General features: G+C 72.7%; 16 protein-coding genes. 7 read left to right on the top strand and 9 right to left on the bottom strand.

The window, feature by feature from the left end; translation table 11 throughout:
• Window positions 1–16 precede the first annotated feature (16 nt).
• From EV378_RS09185 to EV378_RS09175, 3 genes are read left to right on the top strand one after another with little or no spacing between them, the layout of a single operon-like run.
• Window positions 17–769, top strand: a complete 753-nt coding sequence (locus EV378_RS09185; protein WP_207908620.1) for an enoyl-CoA hydratase/isomerase family protein — start codon at window positions 17–19, stop codon at window positions 767–769.
• Entirely contained in the window at window positions 770–1,594 is an 825-nt protein-coding gene (locus EV378_RS09180; protein WP_132422627.1) for a TIGR03084 family metal-binding protein, read from the top strand.
• Window positions 1,591–3,309, top strand: a complete 1,719-nt coding sequence (locus tag EV378_RS09175) for an acyclic terpene utilization AtuA family protein (RefSeq protein ID WP_132422625.1) — start codon at window positions 1,591–1,593, stop codon at window positions 3,307–3,309. The genes EV378_RS09180 and EV378_RS09175 overlap by 4 nt, the downstream gene beginning before the upstream one ends.
• A 2-nt stretch (window positions 3,310–3,311) precedes the next feature.
• Here EV378_RS09175 and EV378_RS09170 read toward each other — a convergent pair whose 3' ends face one another.
• Window positions 3,312–4,010, bottom strand: coding sequence for a class I SAM-dependent methyltransferase (locus tag EV378_RS09170; RefSeq protein WP_243653360.1), 699 nt, complete (start codon window positions 4,008–4,010; stop codon window positions 3,312–3,314).
• Window positions 4,011–4,143: 133 nt separating this feature from the next.
• Here EV378_RS09170 and EV378_RS35270 point away from each other — a divergent pair, with 133 nt between their 5' ends.
• Entirely contained in the window at window positions 4,144–4,377 is a 234-nt protein-coding gene (locus EV378_RS35270; protein WP_165922074.1) for a hypothetical protein, read from the top strand.
• Window positions 4,374–5,357 carry a molybdopterin-dependent oxidoreductase gene (locus EV378_RS09165; RefSeq protein ID WP_132422623.1) on the top strand — a complete coding sequence of 328 codons (984 nt, stop codon included), beginning with the start codon at window positions 4,374–4,376 and terminating at the stop codon, window positions 5,355–5,357. Before EV378_RS35270 ends, EV378_RS09165 begins: the two co-directional genes overlap by 4 nt.
• 171 nt (window positions 5,358–5,528) lie before the next feature.
• Here EV378_RS09165 and EV378_RS09160 read toward each other — a convergent pair whose 3' ends face one another.
• The 5 genes from EV378_RS09160 to EV378_RS09140 all read right to left on the bottom strand — a co-directional run bounded on the left by EV378_RS09160 (window position 5,529) and on the right by EV378_RS09140 (window position 10,792).
• Window positions 5,529–6,578, bottom strand: a complete 1,050-nt coding sequence (locus EV378_RS09160) for a CPBP family intramembrane glutamic endopeptidase (RefSeq protein WP_132422621.1) — start codon at window positions 6,576–6,578, stop codon at window positions 5,529–5,531.
• Window positions 6,579–6,752: 174 nt separating this feature from the next.
• Complete coding sequence (locus tag EV378_RS09155; RefSeq protein ID WP_165922208.1) at window positions 6,753–8,708, bottom strand: APC family permease; 1,956 nt, start codon at window positions 8,706–8,708, stop codon at window positions 6,753–6,755.
• Window positions 8,709–8,727: 19 nt separating this feature from the next.
• Window positions 8,728–9,270 carry a hypothetical protein gene (locus EV378_RS09150; protein ID WP_132422619.1) on the bottom strand — a complete coding sequence of 181 codons (543 nt, stop codon included), beginning with the start codon at window positions 9,268–9,270 and terminating at the stop codon, window positions 8,728–8,730.
• A 99-nt stretch (window positions 9,271–9,369) separates the two neighbouring features.
• Entirely contained in the window at window positions 9,370–9,567 is a 198-nt protein-coding gene (locus EV378_RS09145) for a ferredoxin (protein ID WP_132422617.1), read from the bottom strand.
• Window positions 9,568–9,577: 10 nt separating this feature from the next.
• The gene (locus tag EV378_RS09140; protein ID WP_132422615.1) at window positions 9,578–10,792 is read right to left on the bottom strand and encodes a cytochrome P450; all 1,215 of its coding nucleotides are present in this window, start codon (window positions 10,790–10,792) and stop codon (window positions 9,578–9,580) included.
• Between the two features lie 117 nt (window positions 10,793–10,909).
• Between EV378_RS09140 and EV378_RS09135 the strand changes: the two genes are divergently transcribed.
• Together EV378_RS09135 and EV378_RS09130 are read left to right on the top strand one after the other, a co-directional pair.
• Window positions 10,910–11,545, top strand: coding sequence for a TetR/AcrR family transcriptional regulator (locus EV378_RS09135; protein ID WP_132422613.1), 636 nt, complete (start codon window positions 10,910–10,912; stop codon window positions 11,543–11,545).
• A 291-nt stretch (window positions 11,546–11,836) separates the two neighbouring features.
• A complete protein-coding gene (locus tag EV378_RS09130; RefSeq protein ID WP_132422611.1) occupies window positions 11,837–12,694 on the top strand; it encodes a polysaccharide deacetylase family protein in 858 nt (285 codons plus the stop codon).
• A 227-nt stretch (window positions 12,695–12,921) separates the two neighbouring features.
• Here the strand turns inward: EV378_RS09130 and EV378_RS09125 are convergent, their stop codons facing one another.
• The 3 genes from EV378_RS09125 to EV378_RS09115 are packed head-to-tail and all read right to left on the bottom strand — an operon-like array spanning window position 12,922 to window position 15,934.
• Complete coding sequence (locus EV378_RS09125; RefSeq protein WP_132422609.1) at window positions 12,922–14,439, bottom strand: tripartite tricarboxylate transporter permease; 1,518 nt, start codon at window positions 14,437–14,439, stop codon at window positions 12,922–12,924.
• A complete protein-coding gene (locus EV378_RS09120) occupies window positions 14,439–14,963 on the bottom strand; it encodes a tripartite tricarboxylate transporter TctB family protein (RefSeq protein WP_132422607.1) in 525 nt (174 codons plus the stop codon). The genes EV378_RS09125 and EV378_RS09120 overlap by 1 nt, the downstream gene beginning before the upstream one ends.
• Complete coding sequence (locus tag EV378_RS09115) at window positions 14,963–15,934, bottom strand: Bug family tripartite tricarboxylate transporter substrate binding protein (protein ID WP_243653359.1); 972 nt, start codon at window positions 15,932–15,934, stop codon at window positions 14,963–14,965. Before EV378_RS09115 ends, EV378_RS09120 begins: the two co-directional genes overlap by 1 nt.
• Window positions 15,935–16,148: the final 214 nt, after the last annotated feature.

Genomic DNA, 16,148 nt, shown 5'->3' with positions numbered 1-16,148 from the left:
CACCGACAATCCTGTAGTGACCTACGAGGTCGTCGACCGCGTCGCCTGGCTGACGATCGACCGCCCCGATGCCCGCAACGCGCTGTCCACGGAGGTCCGCGACGGGCTGTGGGACGGCGCCCGGCGCTTCGTCGACGACGACTCGGCGGCCGTCCTGGTGCTGACCGGCGCGGGCGACAAGGCGTTCTGCGCGGGCGGCGACCTCAAGGAGATGGCCGAGACCTCGCTGGAGATCCCGCCGCCGGACTTCCTGCCGCAGTTCGGCCGCAACATCGACGTGCCGAAGCCGACGATCGCCGCCGTCAACGGAGTCGCCTACGCGGGCGGGTTCCTGCTCGCCCAGCAGTGCGACCTCGTCGTCGCCGCCGAGCACGCCCGGTTCGCGGTGAGCGAGGTGAAGGTCGGCCGCGGTTCGCCGTGGGCCGCGCCGCTGTCCTGGCTGGTCCCGCCACGGATCGCGATGGAGATCCTGCTGACCGGCGATCCGCTGGACGCGACGCGTGCCCGTGAGGTGGGCCTGGTCAACCACGTCGTTCCCGCGGCCGAGCTGCGGTCGTCCACACAGGACCTGGCTCGGCGGATCGCGGGCAACGCGCCGCTGTCCGTTGCCGCGGGCAAGCGCACGGCCTACCTGTCCGCACACTGTGGACTGACGGAGGCCTACGACCGCGCCGAGGAGATCTGGGCGCCGGTGTACCGCTCGGAGGACGCGCAGGAGGGCCCGGCCGCGTTCCGGGACAAGCGCTCCCCGGTCTGGAAGGGGAAGTAGATGCCGGTCTCGATGGACGCACTGGCCGACGACCTGGCCGCCGAGTCGGCGGACCTGCGTGCGCTGCTCGCTCCGCTGTCCGAACAGGACTGGCGACGGGAGACGCCAGCCGTCGGCTGGACGATCGCCGACCAGGTGAGCCATCTCGCCTACTTCGACGACGTCGCCGTCCAGTCCGCCGTGCGCCCCGACGAGTTCGAGGCCGAGAAGGCGCGGATCGAGGCGGACGGCGGGATCAACCCGGACACGATCGCCGAGCAGTTCCGCGACGTCTCCGGCGACGCCATGCTGACCTGGTTCGACGAGGCGCGCGACCGCCTGCTGGAGGCGTTCCGGTCCCTGGACCCGAAGGCGCGGGTGCCGTGGTTCGGCCCGGCGATGAGCGCCGCCTCGTCGCTGACCGCCCGGATCATGGAGACCTGGGCGCACGGGCAGGACGTCGCGGACACGCTCGGGGCGACCCGCGAACCGAGCGGGCGGCTGCGGCACGTCGCGCACATCGGGGTCGGCGCGCGGGCGTTCAGCTACTACGCGAACGGCCGCGAGATGCCGGACGCCCCGATCCGGGTCGAGCTCACGGCACCGGACGGCGACGTCTGGACATGGGGTCCGGACGACGCCGCGGACCGGGTGACCGGCCCGGCGCTGGACTTCTGCCTGGCCGTCACCCAGCGCAGGCACCGCGACGACGTGGACCTGACGATCACCGGCCCGGCCGCGACGGAGTGGATGTCGTTCGCGCAGGCGTTCGCGGGCGACGCGGGAACCGGACGCGAGCCCGGACAGTTCGCGGCGCAGCACTCGACGACGGGGGAGCGTGCATGACCCGCCCGATCAGGATCGGCAACTGTTCCGGTTTCTACGGTGACCGGATCGATGCGGCCAGGGAGATGGTCGAGTCCGGGGACGTCGACGTCGTGTGCGGCGACTACCTGGCCGAGCTGACCATGCTGATCCTGGCCAAGGCGCAGGCGAAGGACCCGTCGCTGGGTTACGCGAAGACGTTCCTGACCCAGGTGGAGGAGATCCTCGGTACCTGTGTCGAGCGCGGCATCAGGATCGTCTCGAATGCCGGCGGGCTGAACCCGGCCGGGCTCGCGGAGGCCATCCGGGAGGTCGCGTCGCGGCTCGGGGTGGACGCGGCGGTCGCCCACGTGGAGGGCGATGATCTGCGCGGCAGCCTGGACGCGGTCACCCCTGCGGTGTCCGGGAAGCCGGTGTCGGCCAACGCCTATCTGGGTGGGTGGGGGATCGCGGAGGCGTTGGCTGCGGGCGCCGACGTTGTCGTGACGGGGCGGGTGACCGACGCGTCGTTGGTGGTCGGGCCGGCGGCGTGGTGGCACGGCTGGGGTCGGGAGGATTGGGATGCGCTGGCCGGTGCGGTGGTGGCCGGGCATGTGATCGAGTGCGGGCCGCAGGCGACCGGTGGGAACTACCCGTTCCTGGACGAGATCATCGATCGCCGGTATCCGGGGTTCCCGATCGCCGAGGTGGCCGCGGACGGGTCGTCGGTGATCACGAAGCCGGCGGACACGGGTGGGCTGGTGTCGGTCGGGACGGTGACCGCGCAGGTGCTCTACGAGATCGGCGCGCCTGCTTATCTGGGTCCGGATGTGACGTCGCATTTCGACACGATCCGTCTCGTCCAGGAGGGGGAGGACCGGGTGTCGATCTCGGGGGTGCGGGGGAGCGCGCCGCCGGAGACGTTGAAGGTGGCGCTGAACGATGTCGGTGGCTATCGGAACACGATGACGCTCGTGCTGACCGGCCTGGACATCGAGGCGAAGGCGGCGTTCGCGGAGGCGCAGTTGTTCGACATCCTCGGTGGCCGGGATCGGTTCGCCGAGGTGGATGTGCGGTTGCTGCGGTTCGACCGGCCGGACGCGCGGAGTAATGATCAGGCGACCGCGCACCTGCGGATCACGGTGAAGGATCCGGACCCGACGACGGTGGGGCGGGCGTTCTCCGGTGGGGTGATGCAGCAGGCGCTGGCCGGGTATGCGGGGTTCCACACGACGACGCCGCCGTCGTCGGAGTCGTTGTTCGGGGTGTATCGGCCGGCGGCGGTGCCGCGCGGCGCGGTGACCCAGACCGTGGTGCTGGCGGACGGGACGCGCAGCACCGTCGCGGACCCGCCGACCGGGCCGGTGCCGGACGCCCCGGCCGTGGCCGGGTCCGGGGACACGGCGGGCGGGCCGACGCAGCGGCTGCCGCTGGGGACGGTGTGTGGGGCGCGGTCCGGGGACAAGGGTGGTCACGCGAACATCGGGTTGTGGGCCCGTGACGACGCGGCGCACGCCTGGCTGCGTGGGTTCCTCACCCCGGACCGGGTGCGGGAGTTGCTCGGGCCGGAGGCCGCCGAGTTGGAGGTGGAGGTGTTCGACCTGCCGAACCTGCGCGCGGTCAACGTGCTCGTGCACGGGATCCTCGGCGACGGCGTCGCGTCGGCGGTGCGCCCGGACCCGCAGGCCAAGGGGCTGGGGGAGTACCTGCGCAGCCGGGTCGTCGACGTCCCGGAGGCGCTGCTCGGAGGAGCCTGAGCTCAGGGCAGGTTGAACCAGATCATCGGGTTCTTCGTGCTGCCCCGCGCGCCGGTCAGGCCGAGCTCGGCGCGCAGCTCGTTGACCGCCCGGAAGGCCGACGGCGAGTTCGTCCGGGCCACCGAGAAGTGCGGGACCGAGCGGTCGGCGAGCCAGCGCACGACCTCGCTGCCCTCGGTGAACGGACGCGCGAACCGCAGGTGGTAGACGTCGTGCACGCTGACCGGGATGCCGGAGGCCATGCGCGGGAACAGGTTCGCCAGGTACCAGCGACCGAACTTCCGCCCGTGGTCGGCGTCCACGAACAGGTAGTCGGTGCCGGCGGGCATCTCGTCGAGCTTCTCGCGGACGTCGCCCTGGTGGAACGTCCAGCGGTCGCCCGCCAGCTCGGACGGCACCGTGCTGCGCACGTGGTCGACCATGTCGAACGAGTCCAGGTGCCCGCTGCCGTTGTCCCGCAGCGCGGACAGGATCCACGTGGTGGACCAGCCGTAGAACGTGCCGATCTCCACCACGTGCGCGGGCTTGTACTCCCGCAGCAACAGGTAGGTGATCTCGGCCTCGAGGTCGTCGAGCTGTGGCGTGACCGTCTCGCGGTTCGCGGCGAGGAACGCGCGCTGCTGGTCGACGACCGCGCCCAGCTCCGAGGCGTAGGTGCGGTACAGGCCGGAGACGAACTCCAGCTCGCCGGTCGCGATCACGGGCGTCCTCCACGTCCACCGCGAGCGGCGGTTCGGCTGTTCGGGCGACGGCCAGCGTACCGACGCGCCGTCCGGACGACTCCGGCACCGTGCCGGGGGTGACGCCGCTGTTCGGCTCGACGAGTGGCCCGCCATGACCGCGACGCCATGGGCCGGGCTGCTCCGCACGCCGTCCGCCACGGTCCGGCTCGTCCACGCCGGTGCCGATCTCGGACGGTTCGAGCGGATCCCGGACCTCGGCGACGTGCGGGAACGGGTGCGCGCCCGGACGAGTTGCGGCGCGAGGTCCGGGAGCGGATCGCCGACGTGCCGCGTCCGCTCCAGGAGTGAGATCCGGCGCTCCGGGCTGGCAGGCTGGAGGGCGTGAGCGGGTGGGCTGCGACCGGACCGGTGTCGATGACCGGTCCGTCCCCGGTGAAGTGGCAGCCGCCGTCGCACCACCTGGACCCGCGGTACACGGCGGCCGGGGACGTCTACCTGATCGGCCATCTCGGTGTCGCGCAGATCGACCCGGCGGGCTGGCGCCTGCGGGTCGACGGGCTCGTGGACACCCCGCTGGAGATCGGCCTCGACGATCTGCGCGCCATGGGGTCGGAGCCGGTCACGGCCACGCTGGAGTGCTTCGGCAACCCGCTCGACCCGGAGGTGCCGGTCCGGCGGGTGGCGAACCTGCGCTGGCGCGGCGTCCCGGTGCGGACCGTGCTGGAGCGGGCCGGCGTCCGGCCCGGGGCGACGAGCGTGTGGGCGACCGGGCTCGACCACGGTGAGTTCGCGGGCGAGTACTGCACCGAGTACCGCAAGGACCTGCCACTCGACGTGGTGCTCGAACGCGGCCTGCTCGCCCACGAGCTCGACGACGGCCCGCTCCCGGCCGAGCGCGGGTACCCGGTGCGGCTCGTCGTGCCGGGGTTCTTCGGCACGAACAACGTGAAGTGGCTCGGCAGGCTCACGCTCGCCGACCACCGTCCCGAGCACCTGTTCACGACGCGGCTGTACCTGCGCCCGTCGCCGGACGGGATGGTGCCGGTGCGCGAGATGGACGTGAACAGCCTGCTCACCGCGCCCGCCGACGGGGCCGATGTGGACTCCGACGTCGAGGTCGCCGGATGGGCGTGGGGGTTCGAGCCGGTCGCCCGGGTCGAGGTCGCCGTCGACGGCCGGTGGGGCCAGGCGGAGGTGGAGCCGCGCGCACCCGGTCCGCCGACCTGGCAGCGCTTCCGTGCACGCCGCGTCCTCGTCGCCGGTGCTCACGAGATCGCCGTCCGGGCCACGGACCGCGCCGGGGTCACCCAGCCCCTGGACGCGGCCCGCAACGCCGTGCACCGGGTCCGGATCCTGGTCCGCTGACCGGCTCGCACAGGTTCGGGTGCTCTCGCACACGCCCGGGCGCCTGCGAGAGCACCACATCCTGTGCGACGCCGGGGTCCGGCCTGCCCCGCAACGTGTACCAGGGGTGGGCCGGCCCGGTGCTGGAGATGGAGCTGCGGCACCGGTGGGCGGGCTGGGACGGGCAGCCGTTCACGTCGGAGAGCCGTCTGCACGTCTCGACGTACGGTCTCGCCACCGGCCCGGCGTGGAGCCCGTCGACACGCCCTGGTGGCCGGGGTGTGTGGCGTCCGCCGGGCCCCCCGCGGTGCCGACGGGGCGGACCCGCAGCAGGACCAGGCCGACCGCGGCGAGCACCACCCACCCGACCAGACCGGTGATGCCGGCGACGGCGAGGTGCGGTGGCGCCGCGGCGTCACCGAGAAGGATCACCAGCCCGGCCGTCGCGTTGAGTGTCGCGTGTGCGAGGACCGGGGGCCACACGCTCCCCGAGTACAGGCGCAGCCACCCCATGAGCACGCCCAGCAGGATGCACGTACCGGTGAACAGCGCTGCGGCGCCGGGACCCAGTTCGGGGTAGTTGTAGCCCAGCAGCGTCAGCGGCGCGTGCCAGACGCCCCAGATCAGACCGGACCACAGCAGGGCAGGCCACAGGCCCCGGTGCAGCAGCCGGGGCAGCAGCCATCCGCGCCATCCCCACTCCTCGCCGAGCACCGGCAGGATGTTGAGCAGCGGCGCGAGCACGACCGCGAGCACGACCTGCGCCGCCACCGCGGTACCCGCCTGCGACGCGGACATCTCCACGCCCGCCCGCTCGGCCTGCTCCCGGAACAGGCCGAACCCGGTGAGGTCCAGCCGGAGCACACCCACGCCCACGCTCGCCGCGGCGGCGGCGAGGACCAGCAGCACCGTCGCACCCCACGTGGCGAGGGCGATCCGGACGGTGCGGCCCGGACGCGGGCCGAGGGGCAGGCCGGTCCGGCGTGCCCATTCCCGTGCCCCGACGTCGCGATGGTGCAGCACCCACACCAGCAGCACCGCGAGCGTCGGGGTGACCATCACGGCCGCCGCGATCGGCGTGAACAGCGGCGACGCGAGCCCGCCGTCGAACCAGAGCGGCAGCGCGACGAGCCACGCCAGCCCGAGGGCGGCGACCACGAACGTGACGAGGTCCCCGGCACGCCGACCCGACCTCCCGGCGGGCTGCGTCCCTCCGAGGTCCACCGGGGTGCCGCCGGTCATCGTGCGACCACCGCGTGACGTCCGTTCCCGTGCCCCACCTGTGTCATGACCGACCCCCCCGTTGCCCGTTGTCGTGCTTACGATCCCAGTCCTGGGAACATTTCCACTCACGGTAACGGTGGCGGACGGAGGTGTCCAGCGGGTTCATCGGCCGCATCCGTGGCCGTGGGACGCCTAACCGACGTGCACGATCGGCCGCCGGGAGATGTCCGGCTCCGCCTCGCGCAGGATCTCCCGGGTGATCGGCGCGACCTCGCCGTCCCCGGTGAACAGGTAGCGTCCGAAGTGGACGACGGGGTTGCCCTCGGTCCAGTCGAAGTAGACGTGCGGCGGTTCGCCGGTGTGGTCGCGCAGGTGGAGCATCAGGCCGGCGATCGCGTTCGGCACCGACGGCGCGTCCGTGCGCAGCACCCGGTACGGCCCGCGCCGCTCGCCGGTCACTCGGATCGACGTCTCGAACTCCGACGGGTCGGTCACCCGCACCTCGAGCAGGATCACCCGCTCCGGGTGCGGGAGGTGGTGGTCCTCCTGCTCCTCGGCGAGCTTCTCCCGGTACTCCTCGTCGCGGGCGAGGCTGCTGCGCTCGCCGGGCCGCGGCTCGTGCGCCACCAGCCGCAGCGCGTCCTGGCCGCAGTCGGCGACGATCTCCTGCGCCGTGTCGTCGAGCGTGACGTCGGTGATCCGCAGCTCGAACGCCCTGATCGTGCGGGACAGCACCGAGACGATCAGGATCCCGGCGATGAAGCAGCCGGCGATCTTCGTGCCCTCCGGCCGCTCGACGATGTTCGCGGCCGTCGTGTAGACGAACACGAGCGAGATCACGGCGAACCCGGCGAACACCGCCGGTCGGGACTTCCGCCTGGCGGACAGCGTCACTGCGATCGAGGCCGACGTCATCAGGACCAGCACGCCGGTGGCGTACGCGCCGCCCTGGGCGTCCACGTCCGCGTCGAAGATCAGGGTGACGGCGAATGCGACGACCAGGAACACGAGCACGAGCGGCCGCACGGCCCGCGCCCAGTGCGGCGCCATGCCGTAGCGCGGCAGGTAGCGGGGGACGAGGTTGAGCAGGCCGGCCATGGCCGAGGCGCCCGCGAACCAGAGGATCGCGATCGTGGACAGGTCGTAGACCGTGCCGAACACCGGGCCGAGGTTCTCGTGCGCCAGGTAGGCGAGCGCCCGCCCGTTGGCCTGGCCGCCGGTCGCGAACTCCTTCTCCGGGATCAGCAGGACGGTCACGACACTGGACGTCACGAGGAACGTGCTCATGATCAGTGCCGCCGTCGTGAGCAGCCTGCGGGTGCCGGCGATCCGGCCCTCCGGGCGCTCATCGGTGTCGTCCGGTCCGCCCGTGACCAGCGGCATCACCGACACGCCGGTCTCGAACCCGGAGAGCCCGAGCGCCAGCTTCGGAAACACGAGCAGCGCGACGCCGACCATCAGCAGCGGGTCCGGGTAGCGGCTCACCAGCAGCGCCGACCAGTCCGCGACGACGTGCGGCGCGGCCACGATCCGGACCAGCCCGTCGACCACCACGACGGCGTTGAGCACGAGGAACACGCCGACCAGCCCGACCGCGATCCGCACCGCCTCGGAGAACCCGGCCAGGAACACGCCGCCGAGCAGCGCCAGCAGCACCAGCGTGATCACCACGTTGGCGTTGCCGAGCAACGGTCCGACGAGCGGGTTCTCCACCATGTGCGCGCTCGCGTCGGCCGCCGACAGCGTCATGGTGATCATGAAGTCGGTCGCGGCGAACCCGAGCAGCACGAGCACGAACACCTTGCCGACCCAGCCGGGCAGCAGCCGCGCGAGCATCGCGATCGAGCCCTCCCCGTGCGGCGACTCGCGCGCGACCCGCCGGTACACGGGCAGCGCGCCGAGCAGGGTCACCAGGACGAGAACGAGCGTCGCGACGGGCGAGAGGACGCCGGCGGCGAGTGCCGCGATGCCCGGCTGGTAGCCCAGCGTGGAGAAGTAGTCCACGCCGGTCAGGCACATGACCTTCCACCACGGATGGCGGGTCGACGCGGGTTCCGGGCGGGTGTGCGGGCCCTGCCGCGTGGGCGGGCCCGCACCCTCCATCAGCCAGCCGCCGACCCGCCGTCGTACCGGGTTCGAGATCGCCACGGCGCCAGCATGGCCCTCGTCAGGCGTCCCCGCCCGCCGCGGGACGGTGGTTCGGGTTCGGCACGAACGCGCCGTCGATCTCGCCCGCGTCGTTCACCGGCCACGCCCCGCGGATCGCCTCCGGCGGCACGTCACCGTCCGGGTCGTGGCCGTCGTCGATCGCGTAGACCCAGCTGCCGGGGTTCGCCCGTGCCCGCGCGACGGCGGCAGGCGGCGGCTCCTGGCGAGCCTCGGCGTCGAGCTCGTCGAGGCAGCGCCGCAGCACGGCCGCCTCCGGATCGGTGCCCGCGCCGCCGACCAGCGCCACGACGGCCGGGTCGAGCCCCCGGACCGCCAGGAACCGGGCGGCGTCGGCCCGCTCGTCACCGGTGCGCCGGACGACGGGGGACGCGCCGACCGGGTGCAGGACCGCGGCGGTCATCAGGGTGACGACGTCCGCGCCGGCCTCCTCGGCGAGCTCGCGGACGCGGATCGCGGCGCGCTGGGCGCGGGCCCAGCGGGCGGGGGACTGCGCGGCGAGCAGGTTCTCGGCGAGCGCCCTGGCCGCGTCGAATCCGGTCACGCGGCCGTTCCGGGCACCGGATCGTCGCGTCGGCAGCGGCACGCGACATCGCCGTCACGTCCCGCTGCCGAACGACTGGTCACGCCCGGACCCTATCCGTCAGTCGTCGTGCACGGTGATCGCGGAGGCGGGACAGCCCGCCGCCGCGTGCCGGACGGCGCCCTCCTGGTCCGCGGGAGGGTGGTCGTCGAGCACCTCGACGATCGCGTCGGAGTCACGCTGGTCGAACACGTCCGGCGCGGTGAGCAGACACTGCCCGGACCCGATGCACTTCTCCTGGTCGGCCTCGACCTTCATCGCGTCCTCCTCACCAGGTGACCGGCAGCTCGGTGACGCCACCGGTGAGGTGCTGGGTGCGCACCCCGATCTCGTCGAGGTCGGCCGCGAGGCGCAGACCGGGGACGCGGCGGGCCAGCGTCGCGAAGACGGCGCGCAGCTCCGTGCGGGCCAGGCTCGCGCCGATGCAGAAGTGCGGCCCGTGCCCGAAGCCGATGTGCCTGCCCTTCTCGTCGCGGTCCGGGTCGAACGACTCCGGCTCGTCGAACGCCTCCGGGTCCCGGTTGGCCGCGTTGATCGAGAGGATCACGGCGTCGCCGGTCCGGATCGTCACGCCCGCCATCTCGACGTCGGTGTGCGCGTAGCGCAGCAGGCCCAGGTCGCCCGGCGCACCGAGACGCATGATCTCCTCGATGGTCGGATCGATCCGGCCGTCCGGGTCCGCGGTCAGCGCCTCCCAGCGATCCCGCTGCGTCAGCAGCATCAGCGTGCCGAGGCCGATCCGGTTCACGGTGGTCTCGTGGCCGGCGAACAGCAGCCCGACGCAGAGCCGCACCATCTCGGCGTAGTCGAAGTCCTCGTCGTCGGCCTGGGCCCGGACGAGGTCGGTGATCACGTCCTCGCCGGGCTCCGCACGCTTGGCCTCGGCCAGCCCGGCCATGTACTGCCCGAACTCCCGCCGGGCGACCTGGGCGTCCTCGCCGGAGTAGGTGGCCATCCGGTCGGACAGCGAGCGGAAGTGGTCCCGGTCGGACTCCGGCACGCCGAGCAGCGTGCAGATCACGGCCACCGGCAGCGGGAACGCGAGCCCGGCGTGCAGGTCGACCGGCTTCTCCGGGTGTGCGTCGTGCTCGGCGACCAGCGCGTCGAGGTAGCCGTCGACGAGCTCCTGGACGTGATCGGACAGCAGCCGCATCCGCTTGGCGGAGAACGCCGGGGTGAGCAGCCGCCGCATCCGGGTGTGCTCGGCCTCCTCGTTCTCGTACGTGCCGGACGGACCGTCCTGCACGGCCGCGGTACTGATCTTCGACGCCTGCTCGGGGTTCGGGTGCGACCGTCCGAACCGCTTGTCCCCCAGCAGCTCCCGCACCTCGGTGAAGCGGGTGACGAGCCACGCCGGGTCGCCCGCCGGGGTGGTGACCGGCGCGATCGGCGCCTCCCGCCGGAGCACCTCGTAGACCGGGGCGAGGTCCAGCACGTTGGGACGGTCGAACGGCAGTTGCCTGCGCTCGTCGGTGACGGTCATGGGGGTCCTTCCGTGGTGGGTGCGGCCGGTCCCGATCGTACGACTTCGTGGCAGTCACTGCCAGAAATAGAGCGAACCGGTACGCTGACCTGGACCTACACTGACCGGGGGTGCCGTATGACCGTGGATCAGCACGCGCGCCGCGGCCGCCCGCCGGTGAGCGAGGAGGGGCGCCGCGCGCAGCGGACGGCGATCTCCCGGGAGGCCGTGCGGCTGTTCCGTGCGCACGGTGTGTCCGCGACGTCCGGTTCCGCGATCTCGGCGGCCGCCGGGGTGTCCGAGCGGACGCTGTGGCGGCTGTTCCGGAGCAAGGAGAGCTGCGTCGAGCCGGTGCTGTCGACGACGATCGAGCGGTTCCGCCTGGCGCTGCGCTCCTGGCCGTCCGATCTGGACCTGGGGGAGCACCTGCGGGTGACGTCCGCGTCGGCGCCCGACGACGTCCGGGCCGACCTCGAGGCGGCCCTCGCGGTCGTGCGGCTCAGCCGCGACGAGCCGGGCCTGCGCGCCGTCTGGCTGGTGTTGCAGGAGCGGGCGGAGCCGACGTTCGCCGACGTGATCGGCCCGCGGATGGGACTGCCGCCGGACGCGCCCGAGGTCCGCGTGCGCGCGGCGATGATGAACGCGGCCCTGCGCGTGGCCGCCGACGCCGCGGCCGACGACGGCGGGGACACCGACCTCGTCGCGGACGACCACCGCCCGCGCCTCGCCGCCGCCCTCCGCGCCGTGACCACCTTCTCCGATCCGCCCCGCTGATCAACCGTCCCGCCGGCCACGGCTGTCCCGCCGCCTCGCACGCACGGACGTGGCGTTCGTTCGCCTCGTCGGAACGGGTGCCACGTCGGTGTCGCGCCGGGTCGAGCATGCCGACCTAGTGCCGCATCGCGAAACGTCCGGCACCGGACTCGGAGGCCCAGGCGCGCGCAGACGGCGTTGCCGCCCTTGCGAAGACGCCCGGTATGAGCTGCGGGCGGCGCCTTGCCTGCGAACGCCTGGATCCGCTGATTCCGGCACCAGCGTTGCGCGACACGGCACTAGGCTCGCGGGATGCCGGCTCCCTACCCGCACTCGTCGATCGTGAACCGGCCGCCGTTGACGTTCCCGGACGGGAAGCGGGTCGCGTTCTACATCGGACTGAACGTCGAGGTGTTCGACGCGGACCTCCCCGTCGTCGCGGGCGGGCCGGTACCCGATCCGCAGGCGTACGGGTGGCGCGACTACGGCAATCGTGTCGGGTTCTGGCGCCTGGTCGACGTGCTCGACGACGCGGGCGTCCCGGTCAGCGTGATCCTCAACTCCGAAGCGGCGCGCGCGTTCCCCGAGATCGTCGACGCCGGTGTCGAACGCGGCTGGGCGTGGGTGGCGCACGGCCGCACGAACTCCGTGTATCTGTCCGGAATGGATGGTGCCAAGGAGGCCGCGCACCTCGACGCGGTGTTCGCCGATCTGGACGCGGCGCTGCTGTCGCGGCCGACCGGATGGCTCGGTCCGGGGCTCGCGGCGACGGCGGCGACCCCGCACCTGCTCGCCGAACGCGGCGTCCGCTACGTACTCGACTGGTGCTGCGACGACCAGCCGTTCGCCATGGACGTCCCCGGACTCTGGTCGGTCCCGTACTCGTTGGAGCTCAACGACCTCAACCTGTTCCTCCCCGGCCCGGGACCGTCCGGCCCGGACTACGAGCGGCTCGTCCTCGACCAGTTCGAGCAGCTCCTCGCCGACTCGGCGACGACCGGACGGGTGCTGGCCCTTCCGTTGCACACGTTCATCGCCGGTCAGCCGCACCGCGCGAAGTACGTGGCGCGTGTGATCCGGCAGATCGCCGCGACGCCCGAGGTCTGGGTGTGCACGAGCGACGACGTTGCCGCCCACGCCCGGCAGGCAGCGCACGGCCCGGCTCCATGATCGTCGGTCGGGTCCGGATCGTGGCCGGATACAGCCCTGATCCGGACCGATCTGCCGATCACCGGCTCGGATGCCTCGGACCCGCACGGGTGTGGCGTTCGTGCGCTTCATCGGGACGGATGTGGCGTTCGTCCGGCGGAGAGGACGGTGCTGACCGCGAGGGGCGGGACCGCACGGCGACGCCCCGCGACCGGGGGTGGTCGCGGGGCGCCGGCCGGGACGGGCGGTCAGACGTTCTCGTGCTCGCGCTCCGGTTCCGGCTCCGCCGGACGCCGTCGACGCAGGACCAGAGGCACCACGAACAGCGCGATGATGATCACGTACACGGTGATCGCCAGCGGGGTGGACACGAGCGTCGTGACGTCGCCGTCGGCGATCTGCAGCGCGCGGCGCAGCTGCAGCTCCGCGTCCGGTCCGAGGATCACGCCGATGATCGCCGGCAGGACCGGCAGCCCGTAGCGGCGCATCAGGAACCCGACCGCGCCGATCGCGAGCAGTACCAGCAGGTCGACGGCCTGCCCGGACACGGCGTAGGCGCCGACGCAGGCGAAGAACAGGATGCCCGCGTAGAGGTACGGCCGCGGGATGCGCAGCAGCTTCGCCCAGGCCGGGGCCAGCGGCAGGTTCAGCACCAGCAGCAGGACCAGACCGATGAACAGGCTGGCGATCAGCGTCCAGACGAGGTCCGGCTCGCGGTCGAACAGCAGCGGTCCCGGCTGGATGCCGAACTGCTGGAACGCGGCGAGCATGACGGCCGCGATCGCCGTCGTCGGCAGGCCGAGCGTGAGCATCGTCGCGAGCGTGCCCGCCGACGACGCGCTGGCCGCCGACTCCGGCCCGGCGACGCCCTCGATCGCGCCCTTGCCGAACTCGGTGCGGCGCCTGCCGGCCAGCCGTCGCTCCGTCACGTAGGCCATGAACGTCGACATCTCGGCGCCGCCGGCCGGGATCGAGCCGAACGTGAACCCGATGAACGGCCCGCGCAACCACGGCTTCCAGGTGCGCCGCAGATCGTCGCGGCCCAGCCACGGGCGCCCGACCGGGATCACCTCCTGCTTGGTCCGGCGCAGGTGCGCGGCGACCCACAGCGCCTCGCCGACCGCGAACAGCCCGACCGCGACGATCACGACGTCGATCCCGTCGGCGAGCTGCGGCACGCCGAACGTGAGCCGCGGCTGACCGGAGATCGGGTCCAGGCCGACGAGCCCGATCGTCAGCCCGAGCGCCAGCGAGGCGAACCCGCGGACCCGGGACGCGCCGAGCACGCCGGTCACCGCGACGAACGCCAGCACCATGATCGCGAAGTAGTCCGGTGCGCCGATGTCAACGGCCACCGACGCGACGAGCGGGGCCAGCAGCACCAGCCCGGTCACGCCGACGACGCCGCCGACGAAGTGCCCGATCGCGGCCGTCGCGAGGGCCTGCGCGCCGCGGCCCTGTTTGGCCATCGGGTTGCCCTCGATGGCCGCCATCACCGACGCGGACTCGCCGGGCGTGTTCAGCAGGATCGACGTCGTCGAACCGCCGAACATCGCTCCGAAGTAGATGCCGGCGAACATGATGAACGCACCGGTCGGGTCGAACGCGTAGGTGACCGGCAGCAGCAGCGCCACCGCCATCGCCGGGCCGATGCCCGGCAGCACGCCGATCGCCGTGCCGAGCAGCACGCCGATGGCGGCGAACAGCAGGTTCGTCGGGGTCAGCGCGTTCGCGAACCCGCCCATCAACAGGTCGAACGTGCCCATCAGCCGAACACCCCCATCAGCGGTCCGCCGGGCAGGTCGACGCCGAGCAGCCCGTCGAACAGGAACCAGGTCACGAGCGACACGCCAGCCGCGATCGCGAGGTCACGCGGGAACGAGCGCGAGCCGAGCGCGTAGGTCGCGCCCGCGAACAGCACCGTCCCGGCGATCGGCCAGCCGACCAGGGGGATCAGCGCCGCCGTCGCGACCAGGACCCCGGCCAGCATGCCGACGGTGCGCAGGTCCATCGGCGTGCCCAGGTCGACGTCCTCGCCGCCCTCGGCCTCGCCGTGCCCGCCGCGCAGGATGTCGATCGTCAGCAGTACCGAGAGCAGCAAGAGCGCCGCGCCCAGCACGAGTGCGACGGTGCGCGGGCCGATCGGGTCCGAGTCGCCGCCCCCGGTGTTCGACTCGGCCAGCGTGTCGATCACGACCAGCAGGCCGACGACCAGCAGCAGCGCCGAGACGCCGAGTTCGGAACGGCCCCGCCACCAGGACTTCTTCCCGGTCTTCTCCAGGACGGTCATCAGGTCAGCCCCAGTTCGGTCAGCACGCCGGCGACACGGTCGTTCTCGGAACGCAGGAACTCCCCGAACTGGTCGCCGGGCTGGTAGGCGTCCTGCCAGTTGTTCGTCTTCAGCACCTCGGCCCACTCGGGGCTGCGGCGCAGGTCGTCGAACGCCTGCTCCATGCGCTGCCTGCCCTCCGGCGACAGCCCGGGGGGTGCGACGATCCCGCGCCAGTTCGTGAACTCCAGGTCCACACCGGACTGCTTCAGGGTGGGGGCGTCCACACCGGGCACGCGCTCGCCCGCGGTCACGGCCAGCACCCGCAGCTCGCCGGCGTCCACCTGGTCGGCGAACTCGCCGAGCCCGGACACCCCGAACGCGACCTTGCCGCCGAGCACGGACGCCAGCAGCTCGCCGCCGCCGTCGTAGGCCACGTAGTTGACCCGTTTCGGCTCCAGCCCGACGCCCTTGGCCATCAGCATCGGGGCCAGGTGGTCCGGCCCGCCGGGCGAGGACCCGCCGCCGACCGGTACGCGGCCCGGGTTCGCCTTCCACGCGTCGACGAGCTGGCCGAGCGTCCGGTACGGCGAGTCCTTCGGCACGACGACGATCTCGGACTCCTCCGTGAGCCGCGCGATCGGCGTCGTCTCGGCCAGCGTGGCCGGGGACTTGTTGGAGTAGACGCTGCCGACCACGCCGAGCCCCATGCTCATCGCCAGCTTGTCGTTCCCGGCCTCGTTCACGGTGCGACCGAGACCGACCGTTCCGCCGGCGCCGGGGAGGTTGAACACCTCGACCGGGCCGGTGATGCCGGTGTCCTCCATGGCCTTCGACGCCGCGCGGGCCGTGACGTCGTACCCGCCGCCCGGTGCGTTCGGGACGAGCATGCGCAGGCCCTTGAGCTGTGTGCCGTCACCGCCGCCGGTCAGCGCGCCGATCGCCGGCGGCACGAGCAGGAGGGCGGCCAGCACCACGACCACGGTCGCCACGACCGCGCCGGTGCTCCGCCGGGGTGGTGGGTCGGCCGGAGCCGGGGGTGGTGGGTCGGTCGTCGTCGATCGGTCCATCGCGCTGCCCATCTCGCCGTCGGGGTGGGTTCGAGGGGAGTGTGCGCGGGGGCACCGACAATTGTCTGCCTTCGGTGCACAACGGTCGTTGTGTTCGTTCTGGTCGTGCTCGTTCTGTCGGTGCCGGGACCTACTG

This window comes from Pseudonocardia endophytica, from assembly GCF_004339565.1.
GTDB classification, from domain to species: Bacteria; Actinomycetota; Actinomycetes; order Mycobacteriales; family Pseudonocardiaceae; genus Pseudonocardia; species Pseudonocardia endophytica.
The sequence above is the reverse complement of the archived record's forward strand: the minus strand, read 5'-3'. Positions and strand labels throughout refer to the sequence as shown.